Genomic DNA, 21768 nt, shown 5'->3' with positions numbered 1-21768 from the left:
TGATTTCGATTCGTACTGCGATGTACAAGATGCGTGGACGGTGACGAAAACGTCATGAAGCGGTCACGCATCCGCACCGCCGCGGGATCAAAGTGAAGGCTCCTGTCACGGAATTCCAGTAAGGAGCCCACCCCATGAACATTCCGCGTCCGCTGATCGGCATTGCTGCCGTCGCGCTGTCGATTGCCGCCTTCTCGCAGGCCGTGGCCGCGCAGCCGAAGAGCCGCCAGGAAGTGATTCAGGAACTCGTGCGTGCGCGCCACGACGGCGTGATCCCGAGCCCCAATCACGACTATCCGGCGAGCCCGGCTGCCGTCGCGCGCAATCAGGAGATTCATCGCTCGACCGTTCATCGTGGCGAGAAGACGCCGATGGTCGATGCACACGACAACCGCTTCGCGGTGCTTTGATCGTTCATTCGCGGCCGACCGGGATGACGCCCGACGGCCGCCTTTACGGAAGGGAGCGTGCGATGCGCCATGTCGCGAAAGGAATCGTACTGGCGGTGTGCCTGATGTCGACGGCCGCGATGGCGGCCGGCTGGCCGGAACGTGCGCTGTCGCACGCGCCGGCGCATGACGTTGGCCGCCGCGCGAACGAGCGGATGCGCTGCGAATTTGCTGCCGTGCCGGCCGGTGCGTGGACCGCGACGTTCGCGCGCGGGCAATGTGAGGTCGACAACGGCCGGTTGACGTTCGTGCCGGCCGATGCGGGCGACGAGAAACGGATCGTGCTCGGCGACGTCCGTACCGCGTCGCATCAATCGCGCAAGCTGAAGGAACAACTGCAGCTGACGATGCGCGACGAAGTGATCGCGCTGAACGTGCTGACCGACGATGGCAGCCGCAAATCACGCGAGCACGCGATCGACCTGTGGACCGCGCTGCACAACGAGGGTGTCACGCCGGTCAACGGCACGCGCATCGTCGACACCTATCCGACCGGCGCGACGACCTGGTAAGCGCCGCGCCGTCGTGCGCGGCTTACCCGGCCTTCACCGATCCTTCGATCAGGAAGAACACGATGAAGCCGATGAAGAACGCGGCCGTCGCGAACGGCGTTTCGGGTACCTCGTGCGCTTCGACCAGCAATTCCTCGGTGACGAGGTACAACAGTGCGACGGTGCCCAGCCCCAGAAGCGCCGCATAGATATTCGCGGGCAGTCCGGCGAACGCCGCATTGCCGGCAACGGCCGCGACGCTCAGCAGCGCCGCCAGCGCGACCGGCACGACGATCGCCAGCATGCGGCCGACGCCGGCCGCGGCCAGCGCGGCGCTGACCGACAGCGCGAGGAACAGCACCTCGAGCGTCAGCGCGACCGTCAGGATGATGCCGCTTTCGTCGCTCGCGGAAAAGGCGATGCCGAGCACCAGGCCGTCGACGACGAGGTCGATCGCGGTGACGATGATCAGGCTCACCGGCAAACGCGCGTCCTCGAAGCGCGTCTCGATCGCGCCCGACAGCGCGCGGATCGCCAGCATCAGCGCGATGCCGAGCACGAAACCGACGACGACGGGAAACAGCGCATGCGCGCGGTCCTGCGGCAGCAGTTCGAGCGCGGCGGCCGCGAACACGATACCGCCGGTGAAATGCTGGATCACGCTCGACGTCTTCGGGCCGGGCGCGCGCCATGCGGCCGCGAGGGCGCCGATACAGGCCGCCAGCACGGGCGGTAACGTGAGCAGCGCAAGCTTCGCGGTCGGTGTCATGAGTCCTCTCGGCGGTTGGCGTGGCGCAGCGGAAGCCGCGTGGCACGATCGTACGCGCCGGGCATTGCCCCGGCGTCAACCGGGGGATTGAACACCTTGAAGCCGCTCCAGAGTCAAGCGGTTTGATGTGGACGCACCGGCAAGCGGCCGGCGTGCCCGTTGCGGTCAAAGCTGCGCGAGCGCCTGGTCTAGATCGGCGAGCAGGTCGTCGATATGCTCGATGCCGATCGACAGCCGCACCGTTTCCTCCTTCACGCCGGCCTTCGCGAGTTCGGCCGGCGACAACTGACGGTGCGTGGTCGAGGCCGGGTGCGTCGCGAGCGACTTGGTATCGCCGATGTTCACGAGTCGCGTGAACAGCTTCAGCGCATCCTGGAACTTCGCACCGCCGTCGCGGCCGCCTTTCACACCGAACGTCAGGATGCCCGGCGCACGGCCCGACAGGTAGCGGCCGACGAGCGGATGATCGGGATGCTCGGGCAGGCCCGCATAGTTCACCCATTCGACGTGCTGGTGGCGCGCGAGATGCTGCGCGATCTTCAGCGCGTTGTCGCTGATCCGCTCGACCCGCAGCGCGAGCGTCTCGATCCCCTGCAGGATCTGGAACGCGTTGAACGGCGAGATCGCCGCGCCCATGTTGCGCAGCGGCACCACGCGGGCGCGGCCGATATACGCGGCCGGCCCGAACGCTTCGGTATAGACGACGCCGTGATAGCTGACGTCCGGCTCGTTCAGCCGCTTGAAGCGGTCCGCGTGCTCGGCCCACGGGAATTTGCCCGAATCGACGATCGCGCCGCCGAGGCTCGTACCGTGCCCGCCGAGATACTTCGTCAGCGAGTGCACGACGATGTCCGCGCCGTGCTCGAACGGGCGCAGCAGGTACGGCGACGGCACCGTGTTGTCGACGATCAGCGGGATGCCGTGGCGATGCGCGACTTCCGCGAGCGCCGCGATGTCGGTGACGTTGCCGAGCGGGTTGCCGACCGATTCCGCGAAGATCGCCTTCGTGCGCGCATCGATCAGCGGCTCGAACGAGGAAGGGTCGCGCGGGTCGGCGAAGCGCGTGGTGATCCCGTATTGCGACAGCGTGTGCGCGAACAGGTTGTAGGTGCCTCCATACAGCGAACTCGCGGACACGATATTGTCGCCGGCTTCGGCGATCGTCTGGATCGCGTAGGTGACGGCGGCTTGCCCCGACGCGAGCGCGAGCGCGCCGATGCCGCCCTCGAGCGCGGCGATCCGCTGCTCGAGCACGTCCGTCGTCGGGTTCATGATCCGCGTGTAGATGTTGCCCTGGACCTTCAGGTCGAACAGGTCGGCGCCGTGCTGCGTGTCGTCGAATGCGTACGCAACGGTCTGGTAGATCGGGACGGCGACCGCGCGCGTGGTCGGGTCGGGACGATAACCGCCGTGCACGGCGATGGTTTCGAGACGCCAGTTCGAATGGGCCTGATCGGTCATGGGTGCTCCGCTTGTTGTTGTGAAGGTCGAGGGGGCCTGCCGTCCGGCGATTATAGGAGCACGTGTGCCGCTACCCTTAGAACGAATGGTGGGTTGCTTATGGGCGCGCGGCGCATAGAATGCCCTTTTCCGCAGACGATAGGTGCGCGATGAATCAGGATCGGTGGAACCAGGTGGATGCGTATTTCTCGGCGACGCTCGTGCCGTCCGACGCCGTGCTCGACGCCGCGCTCGCGGCGAGCGACGCGGCCGGGCTGCCGGCGATCAACGTCGCGCCGAACCAGGGCAAGCTGCTGCAACTGCTCGCGACGATCCGCGGCGCGCGACGGATTCTCGAAGTCGGCACGCTCGGCGGCTACAGCACGATCTGGCTGGCACGCGCATTGCCGCCGGGCGGCTCGCTGGTGACGCTCGAGCTGAACCCGGCACACGCGAAGGTCGCGACGGAGAACATCGCGCGCGCCGGGTTTGCGCAAGTCGTGTCGGTGGTGGTCGGCAGCACGAAGGATAGTCTTGCGCGGCTCATCGACGCCGGGGAGGCGCCGTTCGACTTCGTCTTCATCGATGCGGACAAGGACAACAACGCCGTTTATCTCGACGCGGCGCTGAAGCTGTCGCGGCCCGGCACGGTGATCGTCGTCGACAACGTCGTGCGTGGCGGGCGCGTGGCCGATCCGGACAATCGCGAGCCGGACGTGGTCGGCGTGCGCGAGGGGTTCGCGCGGCTCGCGGCCGAGCCGGCGCTCGCGACGACCGCCGTGCAGACGGTCGGGCAGAAGGGCTGGGACGGGTTCTCGATCTCGATCGTCGGTGCTGCGTGACGTGATCTGACGTCAGTGCGAGCCGCCGGCCGCCTCGGCTCGGCGATACAGGCGCGGCCACTGGTCCTGGAACAGGCCGTTGCACGCGCCGTGCGTCGCGATGTCGTCGAGCAGGAAGCGCCGGCCGTCGAAGATCCACGATGCGGTCGAGCCGCAATCGCCGGCGCTGCGCAACCGCACCTTGCTCGATAGCGTCGCGCTGGCGGGATCGTAGCCGGCGTCGGTCAGTTCGTTTGCGAACGACGCCGAATCGAGTCCCGCGTTCGCGTTCTCGCCGAAATTCATCGCCGTCGGCGAGTAGGGCGCAGTTCGCCGCACGCGATACCACAGGTCGGTGTGGTTATACATGCTGCTGGTCTGGCACGGTATCGCGACCAGCGCTTCGTCGGCGGAGACGGCCACGGCAGTCGACGCCTTCCTGCGATCGCTCGCCGGCATTTCGTCTTCGACATCGGCCGCACATTGCTTCACGTCGCCGCCGAACTTCGCGAGCACCGCATCGACGAGCGGCCGTTGCTCCGCGGCCGACAGGTTTGCGACGGCCGGGGCCGGCGTGACGGCGGGTGGCAGTGCCGGTGCGACGGGCACCGCCGACGCCGGCCGGGTGCCCGGGCGCAGCAACGCCGTGACGGTGCCGACACGGCCCTGCGTGTCGTCGATCAACAGCAGCGCGGCACTCAATCCCGTCAACGGTGTGCGGGCGGTTTGTGCCGACGCCGGATCGCCGAAGCTCAGCAATTGTGCATTGCGCGATGCGGTGAGCCATGCGGCAACCGTTGCCGGATCGTTGGTCCGGATCCGGAACGGGTGCGCGTCGTCATCGTCCGGTTTGCCGCCGAACGCATGCCATCGGGCCGCCATTGCATCGAACGGGCGACCATCCACGCGTGCGCTGCGCAGGTCCAGCGGCGCCGACGCATAGATGTCGAGCGAGGCTTGCGCATCCGGGCCGGCATCGCGCGTCACGCGCAGGATGAGGCTGGTGCGTGCGTCATCGATATCGTCCGCGTGGCTTTCGGCAATGCAGCGGTTGCCGTTGTCGCAAACGACCGACCAGTTCTTGAAGTCGCGTTCGACCGGTGGCCGCGCGAGCGGGCGAGCCTCGGCAACGAACGGGGAAACGGCGAGGAGGGCGGCGATGGCGAGCGAAAGGCGGTGCGACATGACGGTTCGTATCGACTGTGGATGGGCGGGCGGAAGATGTCGGACTGCAAGCGCATCGTCAGCAGGCGGGCAGGTCGAAGGCTGCGGCGCATGCGGCGGCGCGCTGTGCCGAACGGCATCGAGTATACCGCCGCGATGGGGCTGCGATCGTGACGACGACACGTAGTACGCGGGCACGATCGTTGCTCGTCTGCATTGATCGGACGAGTGCGGATGCAAAAATGGCGCGATCCCCGGAGGCATCGCGCCGTTCACTTTTCATCGGCCGTCGACCACGTCACGCAGGAACGCGTCGAGCATCGCCACGTCGCCCCACGGCCGCTTGTATTCGCGATCGTGTTCGGCATCGGCGAGCATCGTCTCGACCAGCGCGTGGATCGCCGGCCGGCGCGGCCCGTATTCGCTTTCGTTCGCGCTCATCTTCAGCGCGAGCAACGCATCGAGCTCCGCGCGCACCGTCGGCTCGTGCACGGTCCCGTCGACGAGATCGACGAAGCGCATCGGCGGCATGCCGAGCCCCATGTCGATCCAGCGCACCGCGAGCAGCGGACGCAGTACGTACAGGTACTTCTTGTAACGCACCGTGTCGCCTTGCAGATAGCCGCGAAAATTTTTCTTCGCCATCGCGAGGTAGTGATGACGCCCGCGTACCGGCGAGAAGAACGCCGATGCCAGCGATCTGAGCCGCGGTGCCCAGCGCGCATCTTCGTGATACACGACGGGCGAGTCGAGCCATTCGAGCAGCGTCGGATTCGAGCGTCGCAGCAGTTGCAACGCCTTGCGCAATTCCCAGCCGCTGACGTCGAGCTCGTCGTCGAGCGGCCGCTCGATCACGTCGCGTTGCGGTTCGACGCTCAGGTACCAGTCGCGCCGGTGTGCATACACGAAGCGTACGTCGTAATCGCTGTCCGGCGAAGCGAATCCCCAGCCGCGGCTGCCCGATTCGCACGCGAACAGCACGCATACATCATGGCGGCGTTCGACTTCCGCGAGCTCCGCCATCACGCGTGCCCGCACCACCGGGTCGATCGGATGCGCGCTGCGCACGGTCGTCATTGCCTTGTCGGTTTTCATCGTTGTCGTTTTCCTTTCGTTGTGCGCGGCCGCTGGCCCTCGGCCGCACACCGCGCTATCCCTTCACACACACCACCTGGCGCAGCGTATGCACCACTTCGACGAGGCTGCGCTGGGCCGCCATCACCGCGTCGATGTCCTTGTACGCCATCGGGATTTCGTCGACCACGCCCGCGTCCTTCCGGCATTCGACGCCTTGCGTCGCCTTCGCCTGATCGTCGGCCGTGAAGCGGCGCTTCGCTTCGGTGCGGCTCATCGTCCGGCCCGCGCCGTGGCTGCACGAGCAGAAGCTTTCCGGGTTGCCGAGCCCGCGCACGATGAAGCTCTTCGCGCCCATCGAGCCCGGAATGATCCCGAGCTGCCCCTTCTGCGCGGACACCGCGCCCTTGCGCGTCACGAGCACGTCTTCGCCGAAGTGGCGTTCGCGCTGCACGTAGTTGTGGTGGCAGTTCACCGCGTGCTCGTCGACCGAGAACGGCTTCGCGATCACGCCGCGTGCCGCACCGATCACCGCGTCCATCATCGCCTGCCGGTTGCGCCGCGCGTAGTCCTGCGCCCAGCCGACCGCTTCGACGTAATCGTCGAAGTGCCGGCTGCCTTCGGTGAAGTACGCGAGATTACGGTCGGGCAGGTTCGCGATATGTTGTCGCATGTCGGCCTGCGCGAGTTCGATGAACAGGCTGCCGATCGCATTGCCGACGCCGCGCGAGCCGCTATGCAGCATGAACCACACGCGGTCCGCTTCGTCGATGCACACTTCGATGAAGTGGTTGCCGGTGCCGAGCGTGCCGAGATGCGCGTAGTGGTTCGTCTTTGCCAGCTTCGGATACTTGTCGACGATGCGCTGGAAGCCCGGCTGCAGCGACTTCCACGCGTCGGTCACGGCGGCCGGCGTGCGATCGCCCCATGCGCCCGGATCGCGGCGACCCGGCGCGCGGCCGTGCGGCACCGCGCGTTCGATCGCGCTGCGCAGCCCGCCAAGCGAATCGGGCAGGTCGGCCGCCGTCAGCGTCGTGCGCGCGGCCATCATCCCGCAGCCGATGTCGACGCCGACCGCGGCCGGGATGATCGCGCCCTTCGTCGGAATCACGCTGCCGATCGTCGAGCCCTTGCCGAGGTGCACGTCCGGCATCACCGCGACGTGGCCGAAGATGAACGGCATCTGCGCGGTGTTGCGCAGTTGCGCGCGCGCTTCGTCCTCGACGGCGACACCTTGCGTCCACATCTTCACCGGCTTGCCGTTCGCCAGTTCCATCACCTGATAATCCATGTCGGTCATTTGCTTCACCTGATTCATTTCGGGACCGGCGCGACCCATCTGCATCGCGCCGGAGCCTGCATTACGTGCCCTTGATGCTGACGAGCCCGTTCAGCACCTGGTCGAGACCGCCGAACACCGAGATGCGGTCGATCCGTTCCGCGACGCGCTCGAGCGTTTCCAGCTCCTTGAGCCGCAGTGCGGTCGGGTTTTCTTCCATCACCTTCGCGGTGTTCAGCAGCGAACGCGTGGCCGCCGTTTCCTCACGGCGGCGAATCACGTTCGCCTGCGCGGATTTTTCCGCTTCGACCACTTGCGCGAGGATCGTCTTCATGTCGCCCGGCAGCACGATATCCTTCACGCCGACGCTGCGCACGTCCACGCCCGAACCGTCGAGACGGGCGCGCACCTGCGCGATCACGACCTCGTCGAGCGACTGCTTGTCCTCCAGCAACTCGTCGAGCGAGCGCGTGCCGACCGCCGAACGCAGCGCGAACTGCAACTCGCGATACAGGTGTTCGACCGGCTTCTGCAACTGGCCGAATGCATGCAGCACGTCCGCATAACGCCACGTCGCCGACAGGTTCAGCCGCAGCGCGACCTTGTCGCGCGTCAGGATTTCCTGCCCGCCGACCTCGATCGCCTGCAAGCGCAGATCGACCAGCTCGACCGCGACGTCGCGGTTGAAGCGCCAGAACGCCGACGCGCCCGCGTCCAGCAACCGCTCGATCTTGCCGTCGATCTTCAGCACGCCGACGTGGTACGCCGGCACCTGCGCCAGCAGCACGCCCGTCAGCCCCGCCACGCCGCGCGCACGCAGCGACGGTTGCGCGATGCGCTTCACCAGCGCCGCAGGCAGCATGCTGTCCTGCGCGAGATCGATGCGCTCCAGCCGGTGCGCGGTCAGGCCGCGCCAGTACAGCCGGCGCGTGCCCGGCGCCAGAATCTCGACGAGCACGTCGTCTTCGTAGCGCAGGCCGGCTTCGTCGTCGGCGAGATCCATCGCGACGAAATACCGCGCGAGCACGTCCGGTGCGTCGTGACGCAGGTAGTCGGCCAGCGCTTCGTCGGCGAGCGGCGCGTCGAGACGCGCGGTCTGCACCGACAGGCGCTTGAACGGATCGAAGGCCTTGAACACGCCTGGTTCCAGCACCTTCACGAAATCGCCCTCGCTCATCAGCAGCGCGCGTTCGTTCTTTTTCACCACATGACGCTTCCACATATTTTTGTCCTTTTCTTCAATGGCCGCCGGGTAACGCGCATCGTGCGGATCGCGGGGCGACGCAATCGGGCGGGCGGCGCGCTGGCCGGCGTCGAAGTGCATGGCGACGCCTGCTGCATTGCGTCGTCGTGCGCCTTCGCGCGGGCCGTGCGGCCGCCCGGCCGATCGCGCGGAACCGCAACCGGTCCGACGCGCGGCGGGCCTGTCGGCCCGCACCGGCGGGTACTGCCTTCATACGAGACCGTCCTTGCGGACAGCGTTCGAGCGGGATTTGAACCCGCCACCGGCCGGCTTTCGCCGGCTGCTCCACCTGGCTGAGCTTTCGAACAATGGGCGCCCCGGGATTCGAACCCAGGCGAGGCATCCTGGCGCGCGCCCCTTTGCCTTCGTCTGTCCATGGCGGCATGCGCTACCGCGACGAACGAGGTTCGGCGGCGGCGCACCAGCAGGGCTTGTTGAACCCTGGCTCGTGGGCCAGCGGGACATCCGGCGTCTTTTATTTAGCGAGGAGCGTGCCAGTGAGCGGCTGGCGCTTCTGGAAATCTCTCAACACATTGAAGTTAAAAGGGAATTATCTGTTTTGCAGTGTCTGGCATCGACGCTGTCGGCACGTCACGATCCTGCATATTCGATACAATTGGATCGCTTCTTATCCCATGAGATAAACATGCGCAAAACCGTTGCGATCGGTTTTCTCGGCACCGTGCTCGACCAAGGCGGCCGCGCGCCGCGCCGTTACCGCAAATGGCGGCCGACGATTTCGCTGTGCGAGCAGCCCGACCTGCCGATCGACCGGCTCGAACTGCTGCATTCGCTGGACTACACGCGTCTCGCCAACCAGGTGCGGGACGATCTCGCGCGCGTGTCGCCGCGAACCGACGTGCGGCTCACGCCGGTCACGATCCACGATCCGTGGGATTTCGAGGAGGTTTATGCGACGCTGCACGATTACGCACGCGCGTACCCGTTCGACCTCGAACACGAGGATTACCTGATCCACATCACGACCGGCACGCACGTCGCGCAGATCTGCTGGTTCCTGCTCGCGGAAGCGCGCTATCTGCCCGCGCGCCTCGTGCAGACCGGGCCGCCGCAGCGGACCGACGAAGGGCCGAGCGGGCCGGGCACGATCTCGGTGATCGATCTCGACCTGTCGCGCTACAACCGGATCGCGCAGCGCTTCACGCGCGAGCGCGACGAAACGGTGTCGTTCCTGAAGGCCGGCATCGCGACGCGCAACGCGCGCTTCAATGCGCTGATCGAGCAACTCGAGCGCGTGGCGGTGCGTTCGCGCGCGCCGATGCTGCTGGTCGGGCCGACGGGGGCCGGCAAGTCGTTTCTCGCGAAGCGCGTGTACGAGCTGAAGCGTGGCCGGCATCGGCTCGCGGGGCCGTTCATCGAGATCAACTGCGCGACGCTGCGCGGCGACGCGGCGATGTCGACGCTGTTCGGTCACGTGAAGGGTGCGTTCACAGGGGCGCAGTCGGCGCGGGCGGGGCTGCTGCGCGCGGCGGACGGCGGGCTGCTGTTTCTCGACGAGATCGGCGAACTCGGGCTCGACGAACAGGCGATGCTGCTGAAGGCGATCGAGGAGAAGCGCTTCCTGCCGGTCGGCGCGGACGTCGAGGCGACCAGCGATTTCGAACTGATCGCGGGCACGCACCGCGATCTGCGGCAGATGGTGGCGGCCGGCACGTTCCGCGAGGACCTCTATGCGCGGATCAACCTCTGGACCTATGAATTGCCGGGACTGGCCGAGCGCCGTGAGGACATCGAGCCGAACCTCGAATTCGAGCTCGACCGTTTCGGTCGCGAGCAGGGCGAGCAGGTGCGGTTCAACGTCGAGGCGAAGCGGCGCTATCTCGCGTTCGCGGCCTCGCCGCGCGCGACGTGGGCCGGCAACTTCCGCGAGCTGTCGGCGTCGGTCACACGGATGGCGACGCTGGCCGATGCGGGGCGCATTACCGAGGCGCTCGCCGAACAGGAAGTCGAGCGGCTGACGCGCACGTGGTCGTCGCCGGGTGGCGCGAGTATGGCGGACGCGTGCGTCGACGCGGTGTTCGGTGCGCGTGCGGCGGAACTCGACCTGTTCGATCGTGCGCAGCTCGAACGCGTGCTCGACGTGTGCCGCACGTCGGCGAGCCTGTCGGAAGCCGGGCGCACGCTGTTCGCGGTGTCGCGGCAGAGCAAGAAGCAGCCGAACGACGCGGACCGGCTGCGCAAGTATCTCGCGCGGTTCGGGCTCGATTGGGACGGTGTGCGGCGCGCGCTCGACGGTGTGTGAGGGCGAGCGCGGCGCATGATGTCCGCGCTGCGGAGAGCGTTCGCGCGTGTCGTATCGTATGCGGTAACTTCAGGAGCATTCTAGTGATCGAGATTCCGTTGACGGTCAGGCCGTTGTTTGTCGCGGCCGGGTGGTGCGGCCCTGCCGACGGCCGCCTGTCGGCCCGCGACGGCGAACATCCGGGTGATGCGATCCTGCGTGAATTCGGCACGTTGATCGTGGGTGCGGAGCCGGCCCGGCGCAGCGGGGAAACCTGCGCGCCGATGGGAATCGCGTTTCGCGCACTGGAGCGTCAGGATGAACAGATTGCCGCGTGGGAGCGGGCGCTCGACACGACGATGATCGGAATCGCCGAGGACGATCTCGGCTACGTCGAGTTTTATGTCGATACGCAGGGCCGCGTGTTCACGACGAATTGCGTGATGGACGGCGTCTATCTGGCGGGATTCACGTTCGGCGACGCGATCGAACGCACGCTGCTCGGGCGGGTCTCGATTCCGCTATTGCTCGACAAGCAGGCGTCGATCGCCTATTACGGCGCGCATCTGACGGGCGACGACCCGCGCGTCATGACGGCCGCGCAGTTGCGGGCCGGCAATGACGGATCGCGCGCGGCGCCGTGATGCGGCGGAGCTTCAGCCGATGGCCGACGCGGCCGCCTCCTGGAACGGGGCCAGGAATGCCCAATCCGAATGCGCCGCCGCGATGTCCGCCAGCCCGCGCGCGAACGCGTGCACCGGCAGCCACGGATACCCGAACGCCGCGTGCAGCCGATCGAGTTTCAACGACTGCGGATCGTCGATCGTATCCATCCGTGCGATATGAATGTGCAGCGCGGCAACCCGCGCAACGTCGTCGTTTTCACCATCGATGGCGAACTGCCAGCGGTACGTGCCGTGTCCGATCCGCAGCGCGCCGCTGTCCTTTTGCCGCATCACGACGAGCCACGGCATGCTGCTGACGCCGTGCTCATCGACGGGCGGGGTCGTGCAGACGTAATAGGTTCGGCACTGCTCGAACCGCTCGCCGAATGCCTCGACCAGCGTATGCGCAATGGCCGCCGCGCCCGTCACGCGCGGCGGAAAATCGATGTCGTCGTTGGCGAGGGAAAAGCTCAGTTCGGCATTGGCCGCGAAGCAGTCCGCGATCAGCGCGGCCTGGTTCAGGTCCTTCGCGCGCAGATAGCATTCGAGCAGCGCGCGAACCGTGGCGGGATGAAGCGGGAAGGGCATGTTCGAGCCTCCTGTGTCGGGAAAGTATCGGGAAATCGGGCCGCCTGCAGGCCGCTAGGCTGGCCGAGGCCGCCGGTGCCTTTGCCGTATAATTTCGTTCCAAAGCTAAATTCGCATGACCGCACGGAGCGTCGACGTCATGGCCAAGCAGCAAGAGGAGTCCGTTCTGACCATTACCAACCCGGCCTGCCTGATCGACGGCACGGACACGGAATTTCGCCACCTGATCAACGGGCTGCTGCCGTTCGCGGCGCGCCTGCTGTCGGTGCGCGACGGTTTCGGCTCGTTGATCGGCCTCACCGGCATCCAGTATTCGCTGCTCGTGTCGGTCGCCCATCTGTCGCATGACGACGTCGTGACCGTCAACCGCCTCGCCGATCATCTGCACCTGAGCGGCGCGTTCGTCACGATCGAGACCGGCAAGCTGAAGAAGCTCGGCCTGATCGACAAACGCCCGGACCCCGACGACAAGCGCAAGATGCGGCTCACGGTCACGCCGGCCGGCTCGAAGCTGCTGAAAGCGCTCGTCGATACGCAGCAGCGCATCAACAACGTGCTGTTCGAAGGCGTGACGAAAACCGAATTCAAGGCGCTCTGCTCGGTGATCGACCGCCTCGTCACCAACGGCGATCGCGCGACGCTCGATCTCGCGCACATGATCGCTCGCCAGGAAAAAGGCTGACGCGCGCCGGCTGCCGCGCTCAGTGCGCGGCCCACTCGATCGTATCCAGGTCGACCCCTTCGAGATGCATGTCCCACAGCGGGCTCAATTCGCGCAGCTTGCCGACCGTGTCGCGCACCTGCGCGATCACGCTGTCGACCTCGGCTTCGGTCGTGAAGCGGCCGAGCGTGAAGCGGATCGAGCTGTGCGCGAGCTCGTCGCTTCGACCGAGCGCACGCAGCACGTAAGACGGCTCCAGCGACGCCGACGTGCACGCCGAGCCTGACGACACCGCGACGCCCTTGATTCCCATGATCAGCGATTCGCCTTCGACGAAATTGAAGCTGACGTTCAGGTTGTGCGGAATCCGGCGTGCGAGGTCGCCGTTCACGTAAACCTCGTCGAGCGTCGACAGGCCGGCCAGCAGCCGGTCGCGCAACGCGCCGACGCGGCGGCTTTCCTCTGCCATTTCTTTCTTCGCCAGCCGGAACGCTTCGCCCATCCCGACGATCTGGTGCGTCGGCAGCGTGCCGGAACGCATTCCGCGCTCGTGGCCGCCGCCGTGCATCTGCGCTTCGATGCGCACACGCGGCTTGCGGCGCACGTACAGCGCGCCGATTCCCTTCGGGCCGTACACCTTGTGCGCGGTCACCGTCAGCAGGTCGACGTTCAATGCATTCACGTCGACCGGAATCTTGCCGGCCGCCTGCACCGCATCGCAGTGGAACACGATGCCGCGTGCGCGGCACAGTGCCCCGATCTCGGCCACCGGCTGGATCACCCCCGTTTCGTTGTTCGCGAGCATTACCGACACGAGGATCGTGTCGGCGCGCAGCGCCTGCCGTAACCCATCGAGGTCGAGCAGGCCGTCCTCCCGCACGTCGAGGTACGTGACGTCGAAGCCCTGGCGCTCGAGTTCGCGACACGTATCGAGCACGGCCTTGTGTTCGGTCTTCACCGTCACGAGGTGCTTGCCTTGGCCCTGATAGAAGTGCGCCGCGCCCTTGATCGCGAGGTTGTTGCCTTCGGTCGCGCCGGACGTCCATACGATTTCGCGCGGATCGGCGCCGAGCAGCGCGGCGACGTGCGCGCGCGCTTCCTCGACCGCCTGCTCGGCATCCCAGCCGTAGCTGTGGCTGCGTGAAGCCGGGTTGCCGAACTGCTCGTGCAGGAACGGCACCATCTTGTCGACCACGCGCGGATCGACGGGCGTCGTCGCGCTGTAGTCCATGTAGATCGGACGGGATTGCATCGAAAGGGACTCCGGAAAGCGACGTTTCGCGTGGGTCGCGAGCGCCGGTGAATACGGTTGGCGCAGTGTACGTGGACATTCGCGCGAGCCGCGCAACATCCATCCCGCCAGTAGGGTTGTCTTTCAAACAAAGCTTTCAAGATCAGGGTTTACGACATCTTGAACCGGCTTTTGTGTTTACATTTAATAAAAGCTAAATAACAAAGCTAATTAACGGTGCTTTGTTGATGCGGATTCCTCAGGGGAATCCGGAAATGCAACCCAAGGAGAACGAGATGAGCGAGAACCACGCAGGAACCGGCGCGGATGCCGACGAGCAGCGGCGTTTCCGCGCCGCGCTGTCGATGTTCGCGACGGGCGTCGCGGTGATTACCGCCCCGCGCAAGGAGGGGATGCCGATCGGCATCACGGTCGCGTCGTTCAATTCGGTGTCGCTGGACCCGCCGCTGATCCTGTTCTCGGTCGACCGCCGCAGCCTGAGCCTCGGCGACCTGGCCGGCGCGGATGGCTACGCGGTCAACGTGCTTGACGAGACGCAGCAGCACCTGTCGAACTCTTTCGCGAAAGCGAACGGCGACAAGTGGGGCTGGCGCGGCGGCGCGGCTGGCGACGACGGCATGGTGCTGCTGCCTGACGCACTCGCGACGTTCGAATGCGAACCGTATGCGCAGTACGACGGCGGCGACCACGTGATTTTCGTCGGCCGCGTGACGCGGCACCGCGCGCGCTCGGACGGACGCCCGCTGATCTTCTTCGGCGGTCGTTACCGCGCGCTCGACGGCGCGCATGCGCCATCCATGTGAATGCAACCCACGATTCATTCCCCCAGGAGCACATCATGATCAAGAACGGCACTCAGCACATCGCGTCGCTGAGCGACGGACGGCAGGTCTACCTGAACGGCCAGCCGGTCGGCGACGTGACCGCGCACGCGGCATTCCGCAATTCGATCCGCAGCTACGCGAGCCTGTACGACTACCAGGCGCGCGACGAGAACGTCGAGAAGATGACGTTCGTGTCGCCCGACTCGGGCAACCGCGTGAGCCGGATCTGGCAACTGCCGACGTCCTATGACGAACTCGTCGAGCGCCGTGCCGCGCTGGAAGCGTGGTCGGAGCTGCATTACGGCTTCATGGGCCGCTCGCCCGACCACGTCGCGTCGTGTCTCTCCGGCATGTATATGGGCGCCGACGTGTTCGAACAATACGACCCGGCACGCGCCGGCGCGCTGCGCGACTACTACCGTTATGCACGCGACAACGACCTGTTCCTGACCTACGTGATCGTGAATCCGCAGGCGAACCAGTCGAAGGCCGCGCACGAACAGGAGGACAAGTACCTCGCGGTCGGCATCGTCGATCAGGATGCCGAAGGCATCACGGTGCGCGGTGCGAAGATGCTCGCGACGAGCGGGATCATGGCGAACGAGGTGTTCTGCAGCTGCATCCAGCCGCTGCGCGAAGGCGACGAGATGTATGCGCTGTCGTTCGCGGTGCCGATGAACGCGAAGGGCATGAAGATCATGTCGCGCAAGTCGTACGAGGAGAGCGCGACGTCGGTGTTCGACAACCCGCTGTCGAGCCGCTTCGACGAGAACGACGCGGTGCTGTACTTCGACGACGTGAAGGTGCCGTGGGAGCGGATCTTCGTCGCCGGCAATACGGCGATGTGCGCGAAGCAGTTCCACGCGACACCCGCACACGTGTACCAGAACTATCAATGCCAGGTGCGCCTGATGACGAAGCTGCGCTTTCTCGTCGGGCTCGGCCTGAAGATCTCCGAGGTCAACGGAACGAACACGTTCCCGCAGGTGCGCGAAACGCTGGGCCAGCTCGCGGCCGAAGCGTCGATGGTCGAGGCGTGGGTCTACGGGATGGAAGCGAAGGGCACGGTCGTCAACGGCTTCTACGTGCCCGACCGCAACATGCTGTACGGCTCGCAGGTCGTCACGCAGCAACTGTATTCGAAGGTGCTCAACACACTGCGCGAGCTCGCCGGCGGCGGAATGATCATGTTGCCGTCCAGCGTGCGCGATTTCGAGAACCCCGACCTGCTGCGCATCATCGAGAAGACGCAGAAATCGCCGGTGTGCTCGTCGGAGGAACGCGTGAAGTTCTTCAAGCTCGCGTGGGACGCGGTCGGCTCCGAATTCGCGTCGCGCCACAACCAGTACGAACTGTTCTATGCCGGCGCGTCGTTCGTCACGAAGGGCCATGCGTATCGCACGTACGACTGGCAGCGTGCGTCGCATCTGGTCGATTCGATGCTCGGCAGCTATTCGCTGAACCAGGAACTGTCGACGCCGCGTGCCGCTTGACTAGCCGCATCGCAACCCCTTTTACCCGCTATCGCAATCAGGAGAGACAGATGGCCATCAACAAGCTTCACGACGAATTCCACACGCTGGACATGCAGCGCGACTGGCGGCTGCCGGAAGGCTATGACCCGGCGTCCGGCGCGCAGGAGCTGATCTTGTCCGGCGCGCTCGACACCGAGCGCAAGCGCGGCAGCCGCACGCGCCTGCTGCGCCTGCCGGCCGGGCTGCACACGAAGCAACCGTTCGTGCACGACTACTGGGAAGAGGTGTTTCTGGTCGAAGGCGACCTGACCGTCGGCAACGACGAGCACGGCGACGGCGGCACGCCGTTCAAGGGCTACACGTACGCGGTGCGTCCGCCCGGCGCGTGGCATGGCCCGTTCAAGTCGAACGGTGGCTGTGTGCTGCTGGAAATCCACTATTACGATCCGGCCTGAGTTCGGCCGATCCATGACAGACGGCGGGCCGCTGTATCGCGCGGCCCGCGACGAGGAGCATTCGATGAAAACCATCACGTTCGCGATCGACGGTCGCGACGGGCGCACCGAGCGCGCGATCGCGATCCACACGCTCGTGATCGCGGGCTGGACCGGCCGCGATACGGTCGCCATGGAAAGGCATATCCGCGAGCTGGAAGCGCTCGGCGTCAAGCGCCCGGCGGCGACGCCGGTGTTCTACCGCGTCGCGGCCGATCGCCTCGATCCGTCGCCGGCGATCCAGGTCTCGGGCGGGCAGAGCAGCGGCGAAGCGGAATTCGTGCTGGTGCGAGACGGTGGCGACACGTTCGTCGGCATCGCGTCCGACCACACCGACCGCGAGGTCGAGACATACGGCATCACGGTCTCGAAGCAGATGTGCGGCAAGCCGTGCGCGAACACGCTGTGGAGGCTCGACGACGTGACCGGTCACTGGGATCGGCTGGTGTTGCGTGCATACGCGACGATCGACGGCGAGCGCGTGCTGTATCAGGAAGGTAGCGTGACCGCGATGCGCACGCCGGACGATTTGCTCGCGCAGTTCGCGCGCGACGGCGGCCGCTTCGAGGACGGCACCGCGATGCTGTGCGGCACGCTCGCGGCGATCGGCGGCATCCGGCCGGCCGAGCGGTTCGAGGTCGAGCTGGAAGATCCGGTGCTGGGCCGCACGATCCGGCATGTGTATGCGGTGGACACGTTGCCCGTCGCGGGCTGACGCGAACCGAACCGCGAATGCGCGCTCAAGCGCGACAGATCGCAATGATCTCCGCGCTCGTCGCCTCGTCGAATGGCGCGTGCTCCCAGTCGCCGTACCAGTCGGCCGACACGAAACCGGCTGCCGTCACGCGCGCCTGCAATTCGGCGTGCGCGATGAAACGCAGCCGGCTCGTATTCGCCAGCAGCGTATCGTCGCGGCGGAAGCGGTAGTGCGTGTCGAACGTCACGATCGCGCCGTCGATCGCCCGCGCCGCGTGATGGAGATCGACGATGCCGAGTTCGTGCGACTCGACGCTGCGTGCCGATTGCGCGGGTGTCCATGCTCGCCACGGTTCGGTGCGCGGGTTGCGGGTATCGAACAGGAAGCAGCCGCCGTCGTCGAGCACGCGTCGCACGCCGCGCAGTGTCGCGTCGATGTCGTCGTCGGTCAGCAGGCACTGGAACGCGTGCCCGGTCATCACCACTGCATCGAACGGCGCACCGGGCGGCAGGCCGTCGAGCGCGCACGCGAACCAGCGTACGGCGTCGGCACCCGGCTGGCGTCGCGCGTAATCGATCATCGCCGGCGCGGGATCGATCGCGACGACGTCATGCCCGGCCGCCGCGAGCCGCCGCGCGAACGTGCCGGTGCCGCAACCGAGATCGAGGATGCGTCGCCGGGCGGCGCCGATCGCGGCGGCGTAGAACGCGAAGTCCCGATCGCCCGCGTTGAACAGGTCGTACACCGCGACGAGGCGCGGGTCGGTGTAGAGCAGGTCCGCGTCGGCGCGCGTCATGCGGCCGCTTGCGTCAGCGCTGCTGCACGGCTACCCGCAGCCCGAGCGCGATGAAGATCGAGCCGATGATCTTGCCCTGCCAGCGCGTGAGCCACGTGAGCCGCTTCACGATGCGGCCGAGCGGGCGGATCGAGCATGCGATCAGCGTCGTGTAGAGCGAGCTGAGCACGACGAAGATCAGCCCGAGCACCGCGAACTGCACGAACGTCGAGCCGCGTTCCGGATGCACGAACTGCGGCATGAACGCGAGAAAGAACAGCGCGGTCTTCGGATTCAGCACTTCGGCGGGAATCGCCTGCAGGTACGCCTTGAGCGGCGTGACGGGCGACACCTGCGGCAGCGACGGATCGGACGGTTTCTCGAGCAGCGCCCGCACGCCGAGATAGATCAGGTATGCGGCGCCGACCAGCTTCACGACGTTGAACGCGAGTGCCGACGTCATCAGCAGTGCGGACAGCCCGACGGCCGCGAACAGCGTATGCACGAAGTCGCCGCTCGCGACGCCGAGGCCGGTCAGGATGCCGGTCTTGCGCCCACCCTGCACGGTGCGGCTCAGCACGAGCAGCACGGCGGGGCTGGGGATCAGGAACAGGCCCAGAACGACGGCCGTGAAGGTGGTCAGCGTGGTCAGGTCGAACATGGCGGCTCCGGCAGGTTGGCGCGGCGGCAGGGGATCGGCGCATTGTATTCGGTTCGGCGCGCGGCCGCAGACGCGCCCTCGAACGGCGCGGCTGCGCCGGCGCCTTTCTGGTATAAGCACGACAGGACGCGCCGGCGTCCGGCCTTTTTTCACAGCCCGTCGTTCCATGCGCGACCTTCCATCGATCACCGATCCTGCCGCGGACACCGACGTCTATCACGTGCCGCGTCCGCTCGTCGTGTTCGGCGGCTCGGTCGTCGAGCCCGAGTGGCGGCTGGAGCGGCACAGCCATCGCCAGGCGCAGCTGCTCTACACGCTGAGCGGCGTCATCTATTGCGAGATCGACGGCGGCGTGTGGACCGCGCCGCCGCAATGCACGGTCTGGATTCCCGGCGATGTCCCGCATGCGGCGCGCGGCTCGGCCGGCGCCACTTTCTACGCGGTACTGGTTGAACCCGACGCGGCGCTCGACCTGCCCACGCGCTGCTGCACGCTCGCCATGTCGCCGCTGTTGCGCGAGCTGCTGCTGAAGGCGGCCAGCTTCCCGAACCTGTACGACGTCGACGGGCCGCAAGGGCGGCTGGTGGCGACGCTGCTCGACGAGCTCGTCGCGGCCCCGGTCGAGGACTTGTACTTGCCGATGCCGGCCGATCGCCGGCTGCGCAAGCTGATCGACCATCTGCTCGACGACCCGGCCGACAAGTCGCCGCTGCCCGAACTCGCGCGGCGTGCGGGCATCAGCGAGCGCAGCCTGACGCGCCTCGCGACGAAGGAGCTCGGCATGAGCCTCGGCGACTGGCGCCGGCGGCTGCACGTCGCGCTGTCGCTGCGGATGCTGACGACCGGCCGCCGCGTGCATCAGATCGCGATCGATCTCGGCTACGAGAGCGCGAGCAGCTTCGTCACGATGTTCCGCAAGGCGACCGGTAAGCCGCCGACGCAATTCCTGACCGACCGGCAACGCTGAACCGCCGGACTGCGCGCCCGCGCCCGTTTGGCCGGATTGAAAAAGCAGTTGGCCGGGATGAGAAATGACGCATGAGGGCTCGATCCATAAAATGAGAATCGTTCTCATTTGGAGGCCGACATGCAAATCACCACGACCGAATTTCCGTTTGTCTGGCTGCGTTACAGCGGCTCGACCCACACCGATCCCGCCCGACTGATTGCCGAACTCGACGCGTTGCTCGCGCGCCGCGAGCGCTTCGTTCTTCTGACCGACGATGCGCCGTCCGGCGACGACCGCGCCGACAATGATCACGAGATGCGCAAGCAGCTCGCGAAGTGGAGCAAGGCCAACCGCGCGCTGTCGCGTGAATGGATTCCCGGGATGATCGCGATCGAGCCCAATGCGGCGCGGCGCGTGGCGCTCAATGCCTTTTCGGGCGCCTTCGAGAAAGTCTGGGGCTATCCGCTGAACGCGGCGGCGAGCCGCGACGACGCGCTGGCGCTCGCGCAACGGCTGCTCGCCGAACCGGCGCCCGGCATCGCGGCGGCGAACGCCTGACCCGACGGCCGCGCCGCTCGCGCGATTTGCGTCGACCTCGACCTCGTCACGTCGCACGGTGCGCGCCCGCGCGCCGCGGCCTATCGCAACCACGCAGAGGTGTCCGGTGGACAATCCGATCCGCGCGATGCGCATCTTCACGCGCATCGTCGAAATGAACAGCTTCACGCGCGCGGCGCAGGCGCTCGGCATTTCGCGCGCCACCGCCACGCGCACCGTGCAGGAACTCGAAGCGGCGCTCGGCATGCCGCTGCTGGTGCGCACGACGCGCGCGTTGCGGCCGACACCCGAAGGCGACGCGTATTACCGGCGCTGCGTCAGCATCACGGCGGACGTCGACGAGCTCGAAGCCAGCATCCGCGGCGCCGCGCTGCATCCGAGCGGGCCGCTGCGCGTCGAGCTGCCGGCGTCGGTGGCGAGCACGATCGTGTTGCCGGCGCTCGGCGAATTTCATGCGCGGCATCCCGATCTCGAGCTGACGCTTGCCGTGGCCGGGCGCGCGGGCGACCGCATCGGCGACGCGATCGACTGCAGCATCCGGCTCGGTGCGCTGCCCGATTCGTCGCTCGTCGCGCGCCGGCTCGGCTCGCTCGAACGCGTGACGTGCGCGAGCCCCGCGTATCTCGACCGCTTCGGCGTGCCGCGCACGCCCGACGATCTGGGCGCGCATCGCGCGGTGGGCGGGTCGCACGTGTTCGGCCAGCGTTCGGCGGAGCTCGAGTTCGTGGTGGACGACGCGGTACGCAAGGTGCGGCTCGACGGCATCGTCAGCGTGGACGACGAGCAGGCGTATCTCGCCTGCGGCGTGCACGGCCTCGGGTTGATCCAGCCGACGCGCGTTGCCGCGCAGCCGCTGATCGATGCGGGACGGCTGCGGGAAGTGTTGGCGGGCTGGCAACCCGATGCGCTGGCCGTGTCGGCCGTCTACGTGAAGCGGCCGCACGTGTCGCCCGGCGTGCGCGCGTTCGTCGACTGGATCGCGGAGCGTTTCGTGCAGGCTGGCTACGAGCAGGAAGGGCTGGCGGCGGCGGGGGCGGTGGGGTGGCGGCCGGCGCTGCCGGGTGCAGCCGCTACCGGCGATCGCTACAGCGGACTGGTAGCGGTGGCGTGACGGCAGCAGACTGACGGAAGACCTCGAGCAGCGTTCGCGAGGCGGAACGCGCCGGCCATCCATCCGATCTGTATCGAACGATATAA

At 66.8% G+C, this 21768-nt stretch carries 23 protein-coding genes and 1 tRNA gene; 13 read left to right on the top strand and 11 right to left on the bottom strand.

Going from position 1 to position 21768, the window contains the following annotated elements; all coding sequences use genetic code 11:
• Positions 1-134 precede the first annotated feature (134 nt).
• A complete protein-coding gene (locus BLS50_RS22255) occupies positions 135-410 on the top strand; it encodes a DUF4148 domain-containing protein (protein WP_069230756.1) in 276 nt (91 codons plus the stop codon).
• Positions 411-472: 62 nt separating this feature from the next.
• The gene (locus BLS50_RS22250) at positions 473-961 is read left to right on the top strand and encodes a hypothetical protein (protein WP_074806597.1); all 489 of its coding nucleotides are present in this window, start codon (positions 473-475) and stop codon (positions 959-961) included.
• A 22-nt stretch (positions 962-983) separates the two neighbouring features.
• Here BLS50_RS22250 and BLS50_RS22245 read toward each other — a convergent pair whose 3' ends face one another.
• Both BLS50_RS22245 and BLS50_RS22240 read right to left on the bottom strand, forming a co-directional pair.
• Complete coding sequence (locus BLS50_RS22245) at positions 984-1709, bottom strand: ZIP family metal transporter (RefSeq protein WP_074804111.1); 726 nt, start codon at positions 1707-1709, stop codon at positions 984-986.
• Positions 1710-1874: 165 nt separating this feature from the next.
• Positions 1875-3170, bottom strand: coding sequence for an O-acetylhomoserine aminocarboxypropyltransferase/cysteine synthase family protein (locus BLS50_RS22240; RefSeq protein WP_074804110.1), 1296 nt, complete (start codon positions 3168-3170; stop codon positions 1875-1877).
• Between the two features lie 149 nt (positions 3171-3319).
• Between BLS50_RS22240 and BLS50_RS22235 the strand changes: the two genes are divergently transcribed.
• Positions 3320-3991 (top strand): O-methyltransferase, encoded by a 672-nt coding sequence (locus BLS50_RS22235; RefSeq protein WP_074804109.1) that lies wholly within the window; start codon positions 3320-3322, stop codon positions 3989-3991.
• A gap of 12 nt (positions 3992-4003) precedes the next feature.
• On the opposite strand, the gene BLS50_RS22230 is transcribed toward BLS50_RS22235, so the two are convergent.
• The 5 genes from BLS50_RS22230 to BLS50_RS36020 all read right to left on the bottom strand — a co-directional run bounded on the left by BLS50_RS22230 (position 4004) and on the right by BLS50_RS36020 (position 9038).
• Entirely contained in the window at positions 4004-5155 is a 1152-nt protein-coding gene (locus BLS50_RS22230) for a DUF1176 domain-containing protein (protein WP_074804107.1), read from the bottom strand.
• A gap of 258 nt (positions 5156-5413) precedes the next feature.
• Positions 5414-6229 (bottom strand): nucleotidyltransferase domain-containing protein, encoded by an 816-nt coding sequence (locus BLS50_RS22225; protein WP_074804105.1) that lies wholly within the window; start codon positions 6227-6229, stop codon positions 5414-5416.
• A 55-nt stretch (positions 6230-6284) separates the two neighbouring features.
• Positions 6285-7508, bottom strand: coding sequence for an RtcB family protein (locus tag BLS50_RS22220; RefSeq protein ID WP_027810110.1), 1224 nt, complete (start codon positions 7506-7508; stop codon positions 6285-6287).
• A gap of 61 nt (positions 7509-7569) precedes the next feature.
• Positions 7570-8709 carry a slipin family protein gene (locus BLS50_RS22215; RefSeq protein ID WP_074806593.1) on the bottom strand — a complete coding sequence of 380 codons (1140 nt, stop codon included), beginning with the start codon at positions 8707-8709 and terminating at the stop codon, positions 7570-7572.
• A gap of 256 nt (positions 8710-8965) precedes the next feature.
• Positions 8966-9038, bottom strand: a tRNA-Phe gene (locus BLS50_RS36020).
• Between the two features lie 338 nt (positions 9039-9376).
• Here BLS50_RS36020 and rtcR point away from each other — a divergent pair.
• Positions 9377-10993, top strand: a complete 1617-nt coding sequence (gene rtcR, locus BLS50_RS22210) for an RNA repair transcriptional activator RtcR (protein ID WP_011694660.1) — start codon at positions 9377-9379, stop codon at positions 10991-10993.
• A gap of 83 nt (positions 10994-11076) precedes the next feature.
• Positions 11077-11616 carry an SUKH-3 domain-containing protein gene (locus BLS50_RS22205; RefSeq protein ID WP_011548308.1) on the top strand — a complete coding sequence of 180 codons (540 nt, stop codon included), beginning with the start codon at positions 11077-11079 and terminating at the stop codon, positions 11614-11616.
• Positions 11617-11628: 12 nt separating this feature from the next.
• Here the strand turns inward: BLS50_RS22205 and BLS50_RS22200 are convergent, their stop codons facing one another.
• Positions 11629-12225: a nuclear transport factor 2 family protein gene (locus BLS50_RS22200; RefSeq protein WP_011548307.1), complete on the bottom strand. Its 597-nt coding sequence runs from the start codon at positions 12223-12225 to the stop codon at positions 11629-11631.
• A 139-nt stretch (positions 12226-12364) separates the two neighbouring features.
• Between BLS50_RS22200 and BLS50_RS22195 the strand changes: the two genes are divergently transcribed.
• The gene (locus tag BLS50_RS22195) at positions 12365-12907 is read left to right on the top strand and encodes a MarR family winged helix-turn-helix transcriptional regulator (protein WP_011548306.1); all 543 of its coding nucleotides are present in this window, start codon (positions 12365-12367) and stop codon (positions 12905-12907) included.
• A gap of 19 nt (positions 12908-12926) precedes the next feature.
• Here the strand turns inward: BLS50_RS22195 and BLS50_RS22190 are convergent, their stop codons facing one another.
• Positions 12927-14138: an IscS subfamily cysteine desulfurase gene (locus tag BLS50_RS22190; RefSeq protein WP_041489420.1), complete on the bottom strand. Its 1212-nt coding sequence runs from the start codon at positions 14136-14138 to the stop codon at positions 12927-12929.
• Between the two features lie 275 nt (positions 14139-14413).
• Between BLS50_RS22190 and BLS50_RS22185 the strand changes: the two genes are divergently transcribed.
• From BLS50_RS22185 to BLS50_RS22170, 4 genes are all read left to right on the top strand, one after another.
• Entirely contained in the window at positions 14414-14941 is a 528-nt protein-coding gene (locus tag BLS50_RS22185; RefSeq protein WP_050768810.1) for a flavin reductase family protein, read from the top strand.
• A gap of 35 nt (positions 14942-14976) precedes the next feature.
• Positions 14977-16455 (top strand): 4-hydroxyphenylacetate 3-hydroxylase family protein, encoded by a 1479-nt coding sequence (locus BLS50_RS22180; RefSeq protein WP_074804103.1) that lies wholly within the window; start codon positions 14977-14979, stop codon positions 16453-16455.
• A 50-nt stretch (positions 16456-16505) separates the two neighbouring features.
• Positions 16506-16892, top strand: a complete 387-nt coding sequence (locus BLS50_RS22175) for a cupin domain-containing protein (RefSeq protein WP_012338573.1) — start codon at positions 16506-16508, stop codon at positions 16890-16892.
• Between the two features lie 64 nt (positions 16893-16956).
• A complete protein-coding gene (locus BLS50_RS22170; RefSeq protein WP_041489492.1) occupies positions 16957-17646 on the top strand; it encodes a DUF2848 domain-containing protein in 690 nt (229 codons plus the stop codon).
• A 25-nt stretch (positions 17647-17671) separates the two neighbouring features.
• Here the strand turns inward: BLS50_RS22170 and BLS50_RS22165 are convergent, their stop codons facing one another.
• A complete protein-coding gene (locus tag BLS50_RS22165; protein WP_011548300.1) occupies positions 17672-18424 on the bottom strand; it encodes a class I SAM-dependent methyltransferase in 753 nt (250 codons plus the stop codon).
• 13 nt (positions 18425-18437) lie between these two features.
• The gene (locus tag BLS50_RS22160) at positions 18438-19064 is read right to left on the bottom strand and encodes a LysE family translocator (protein WP_074804101.1); all 627 of its coding nucleotides are present in this window, start codon (positions 19062-19064) and stop codon (positions 18438-18440) included.
• Between the two features lie 166 nt (positions 19065-19230).
• Between BLS50_RS22160 and BLS50_RS22155 the strand changes: the two genes are divergently transcribed.
• From BLS50_RS22155 to BLS50_RS22145, 3 genes are all read left to right on the top strand, one after another.
• Positions 19231-20031 (top strand): AraC family transcriptional regulator, encoded by an 801-nt coding sequence (locus tag BLS50_RS22155; RefSeq protein WP_074804099.1) that lies wholly within the window; start codon positions 19231-19233, stop codon positions 20029-20031.
• Between the two features lie 120 nt (positions 20032-20151).
• A complete protein-coding gene (locus BLS50_RS22150) occupies positions 20152-20571 on the top strand; it encodes an ATP--cob(I)alamin adenosyltransferase (protein WP_011548298.1) in 420 nt (139 codons plus the stop codon).
• A gap of 106 nt (positions 20572-20677) precedes the next feature.
• The gene (locus BLS50_RS22145) at positions 20678-21682 is read left to right on the top strand and encodes a LysR family transcriptional regulator (protein ID WP_011548297.1); all 1005 of its coding nucleotides are present in this window, start codon (positions 20678-20680) and stop codon (positions 21680-21682) included.
• Positions 21683-21768: the final 86 nt, after the last annotated feature.

The sequence above is a fragment of the Burkholderia orbicola genome (assembly GCF_900100915.1).
GTDB classification, from domain to species: Bacteria; Pseudomonadota; Gammaproteobacteria; order Burkholderiales; family Burkholderiaceae; genus Burkholderia; species Burkholderia orbicola.
Note: the sequence above shows the minus strand (reverse complement) of the source record. Positions and strands in the feature narration are given on the sequence as shown.

What these genes read in the sequence shown, in the direction of transcription:
- BLS50_RS22255 (WP_069230756.1), top strand. Translation starts at nt 135, where the DNA reads ATGAACATTCCGCGTCCGCTGATCGGCATTGCTGCCGTCGCGCTGTCG.
- BLS50_RS22250 (WP_074806597.1), top strand. Translation starts at nt 473, where the DNA reads ATGCGCCATGTCGCGAAAGGAATCGTACTGGCGGTGTGCCTGATGTCG.
- BLS50_RS22245 (WP_074804111.1), bottom strand. Translation starts at nt 1,709, where the DNA reads ATGACACCGACCGCGAAGCTTGCGCTGCTCACGTTACCGCCCGTGCTG.
- BLS50_RS22240 (WP_074804110.1), bottom strand. Translation starts at nt 3,170, where the DNA reads ATGACCGATCAGGCCCATTCGAACTGGCGTCTCGAAACCATCGCCGTG.
- BLS50_RS22235 (WP_074804109.1), top strand. Translation starts at nt 3,320, where the DNA reads ATGAATCAGGATCGGTGGAACCAGGTGGATGCGTATTTCTCGGCGACG.
- BLS50_RS22230 (WP_074804107.1), bottom strand. Translation starts at nt 5,155, where the DNA reads ATGTCGCACCGCCTTTCGCTCGCCATCGCCGCCCTCCTCGCCGTTTCC.
- BLS50_RS22225 (WP_074804105.1), bottom strand. Translation starts at nt 6,229, where the DNA reads ATGAAAACCGACAAGGCAATGACGACCGTGCGCAGCGCGCATCCGATC.
- BLS50_RS22220 (WP_027810110.1), bottom strand. Translation starts at nt 7,508, where the DNA reads ATGACCGACATGGATTATCAGGTGATGGAACTGGCGAACGGCAAGCCG.
- BLS50_RS22215 (WP_074806593.1), bottom strand. Translation starts at nt 8,709, where the DNA reads ATGTGGAAGCGTCATGTGGTGAAAAAGAACGAACGCGCGCTGCTGATG.
- rtcR (WP_011694660.1), top strand. Translation starts at nt 9,377, where the DNA reads ATGCGCAAAACCGTTGCGATCGGTTTTCTCGGCACCGTGCTCGACCAA.
- BLS50_RS22200 (WP_011548307.1), bottom strand. Translation starts at nt 12,225, where the DNA reads ATGCCCTTCCCGCTTCATCCCGCCACGGTTCGCGCGCTGCTCGAATGC.
- BLS50_RS22195 (WP_011548306.1), top strand. Translation starts at nt 12,365, where the DNA reads ATGGCCAAGCAGCAAGAGGAGTCCGTTCTGACCATTACCAACCCGGCC.
- BLS50_RS22190 (WP_041489420.1), bottom strand. Translation starts at nt 14,138, where the DNA reads ATGCAATCCCGTCCGATCTACATGGACTACAGCGCGACGACGCCCGTC.
- BLS50_RS22185 (WP_050768810.1), top strand. Translation starts at nt 14,414, where the DNA reads ATGAGCGAGAACCACGCAGGAACCGGCGCGGATGCCGACGAGCAGCGG.
- BLS50_RS22180 (WP_074804103.1), top strand. Translation starts at nt 14,977, where the DNA reads ATGATCAAGAACGGCACTCAGCACATCGCGTCGCTGAGCGACGGACGG.
- BLS50_RS22175 (WP_012338573.1), top strand. Translation starts at nt 16,506, where the DNA reads ATGGCCATCAACAAGCTTCACGACGAATTCCACACGCTGGACATGCAG.
- BLS50_RS22170 (WP_041489492.1), top strand. Translation starts at nt 16,957, where the DNA reads ATGAAAACCATCACGTTCGCGATCGACGGTCGCGACGGGCGCACCGAG.
- BLS50_RS22165 (WP_011548300.1), bottom strand. Translation starts at nt 18,424, where the DNA reads ATGACGCGCGCCGACGCGGACCTGCTCTACACCGACCCGCGCCTCGTC.
- BLS50_RS22160 (WP_074804101.1), bottom strand. Translation starts at nt 19,064, where the DNA reads ATGTTCGACCTGACCACGCTGACCACCTTCACGGCCGTCGTTCTGGGC.
- BLS50_RS22155 (WP_074804099.1), top strand. Translation starts at nt 19,231, where the DNA reads ATGCGCGACCTTCCATCGATCACCGATCCTGCCGCGGACACCGACGTC.
- BLS50_RS22150 (WP_011548298.1), top strand. Translation starts at nt 20,152, where the DNA reads ATGCAAATCACCACGACCGAATTTCCGTTTGTCTGGCTGCGTTACAGC.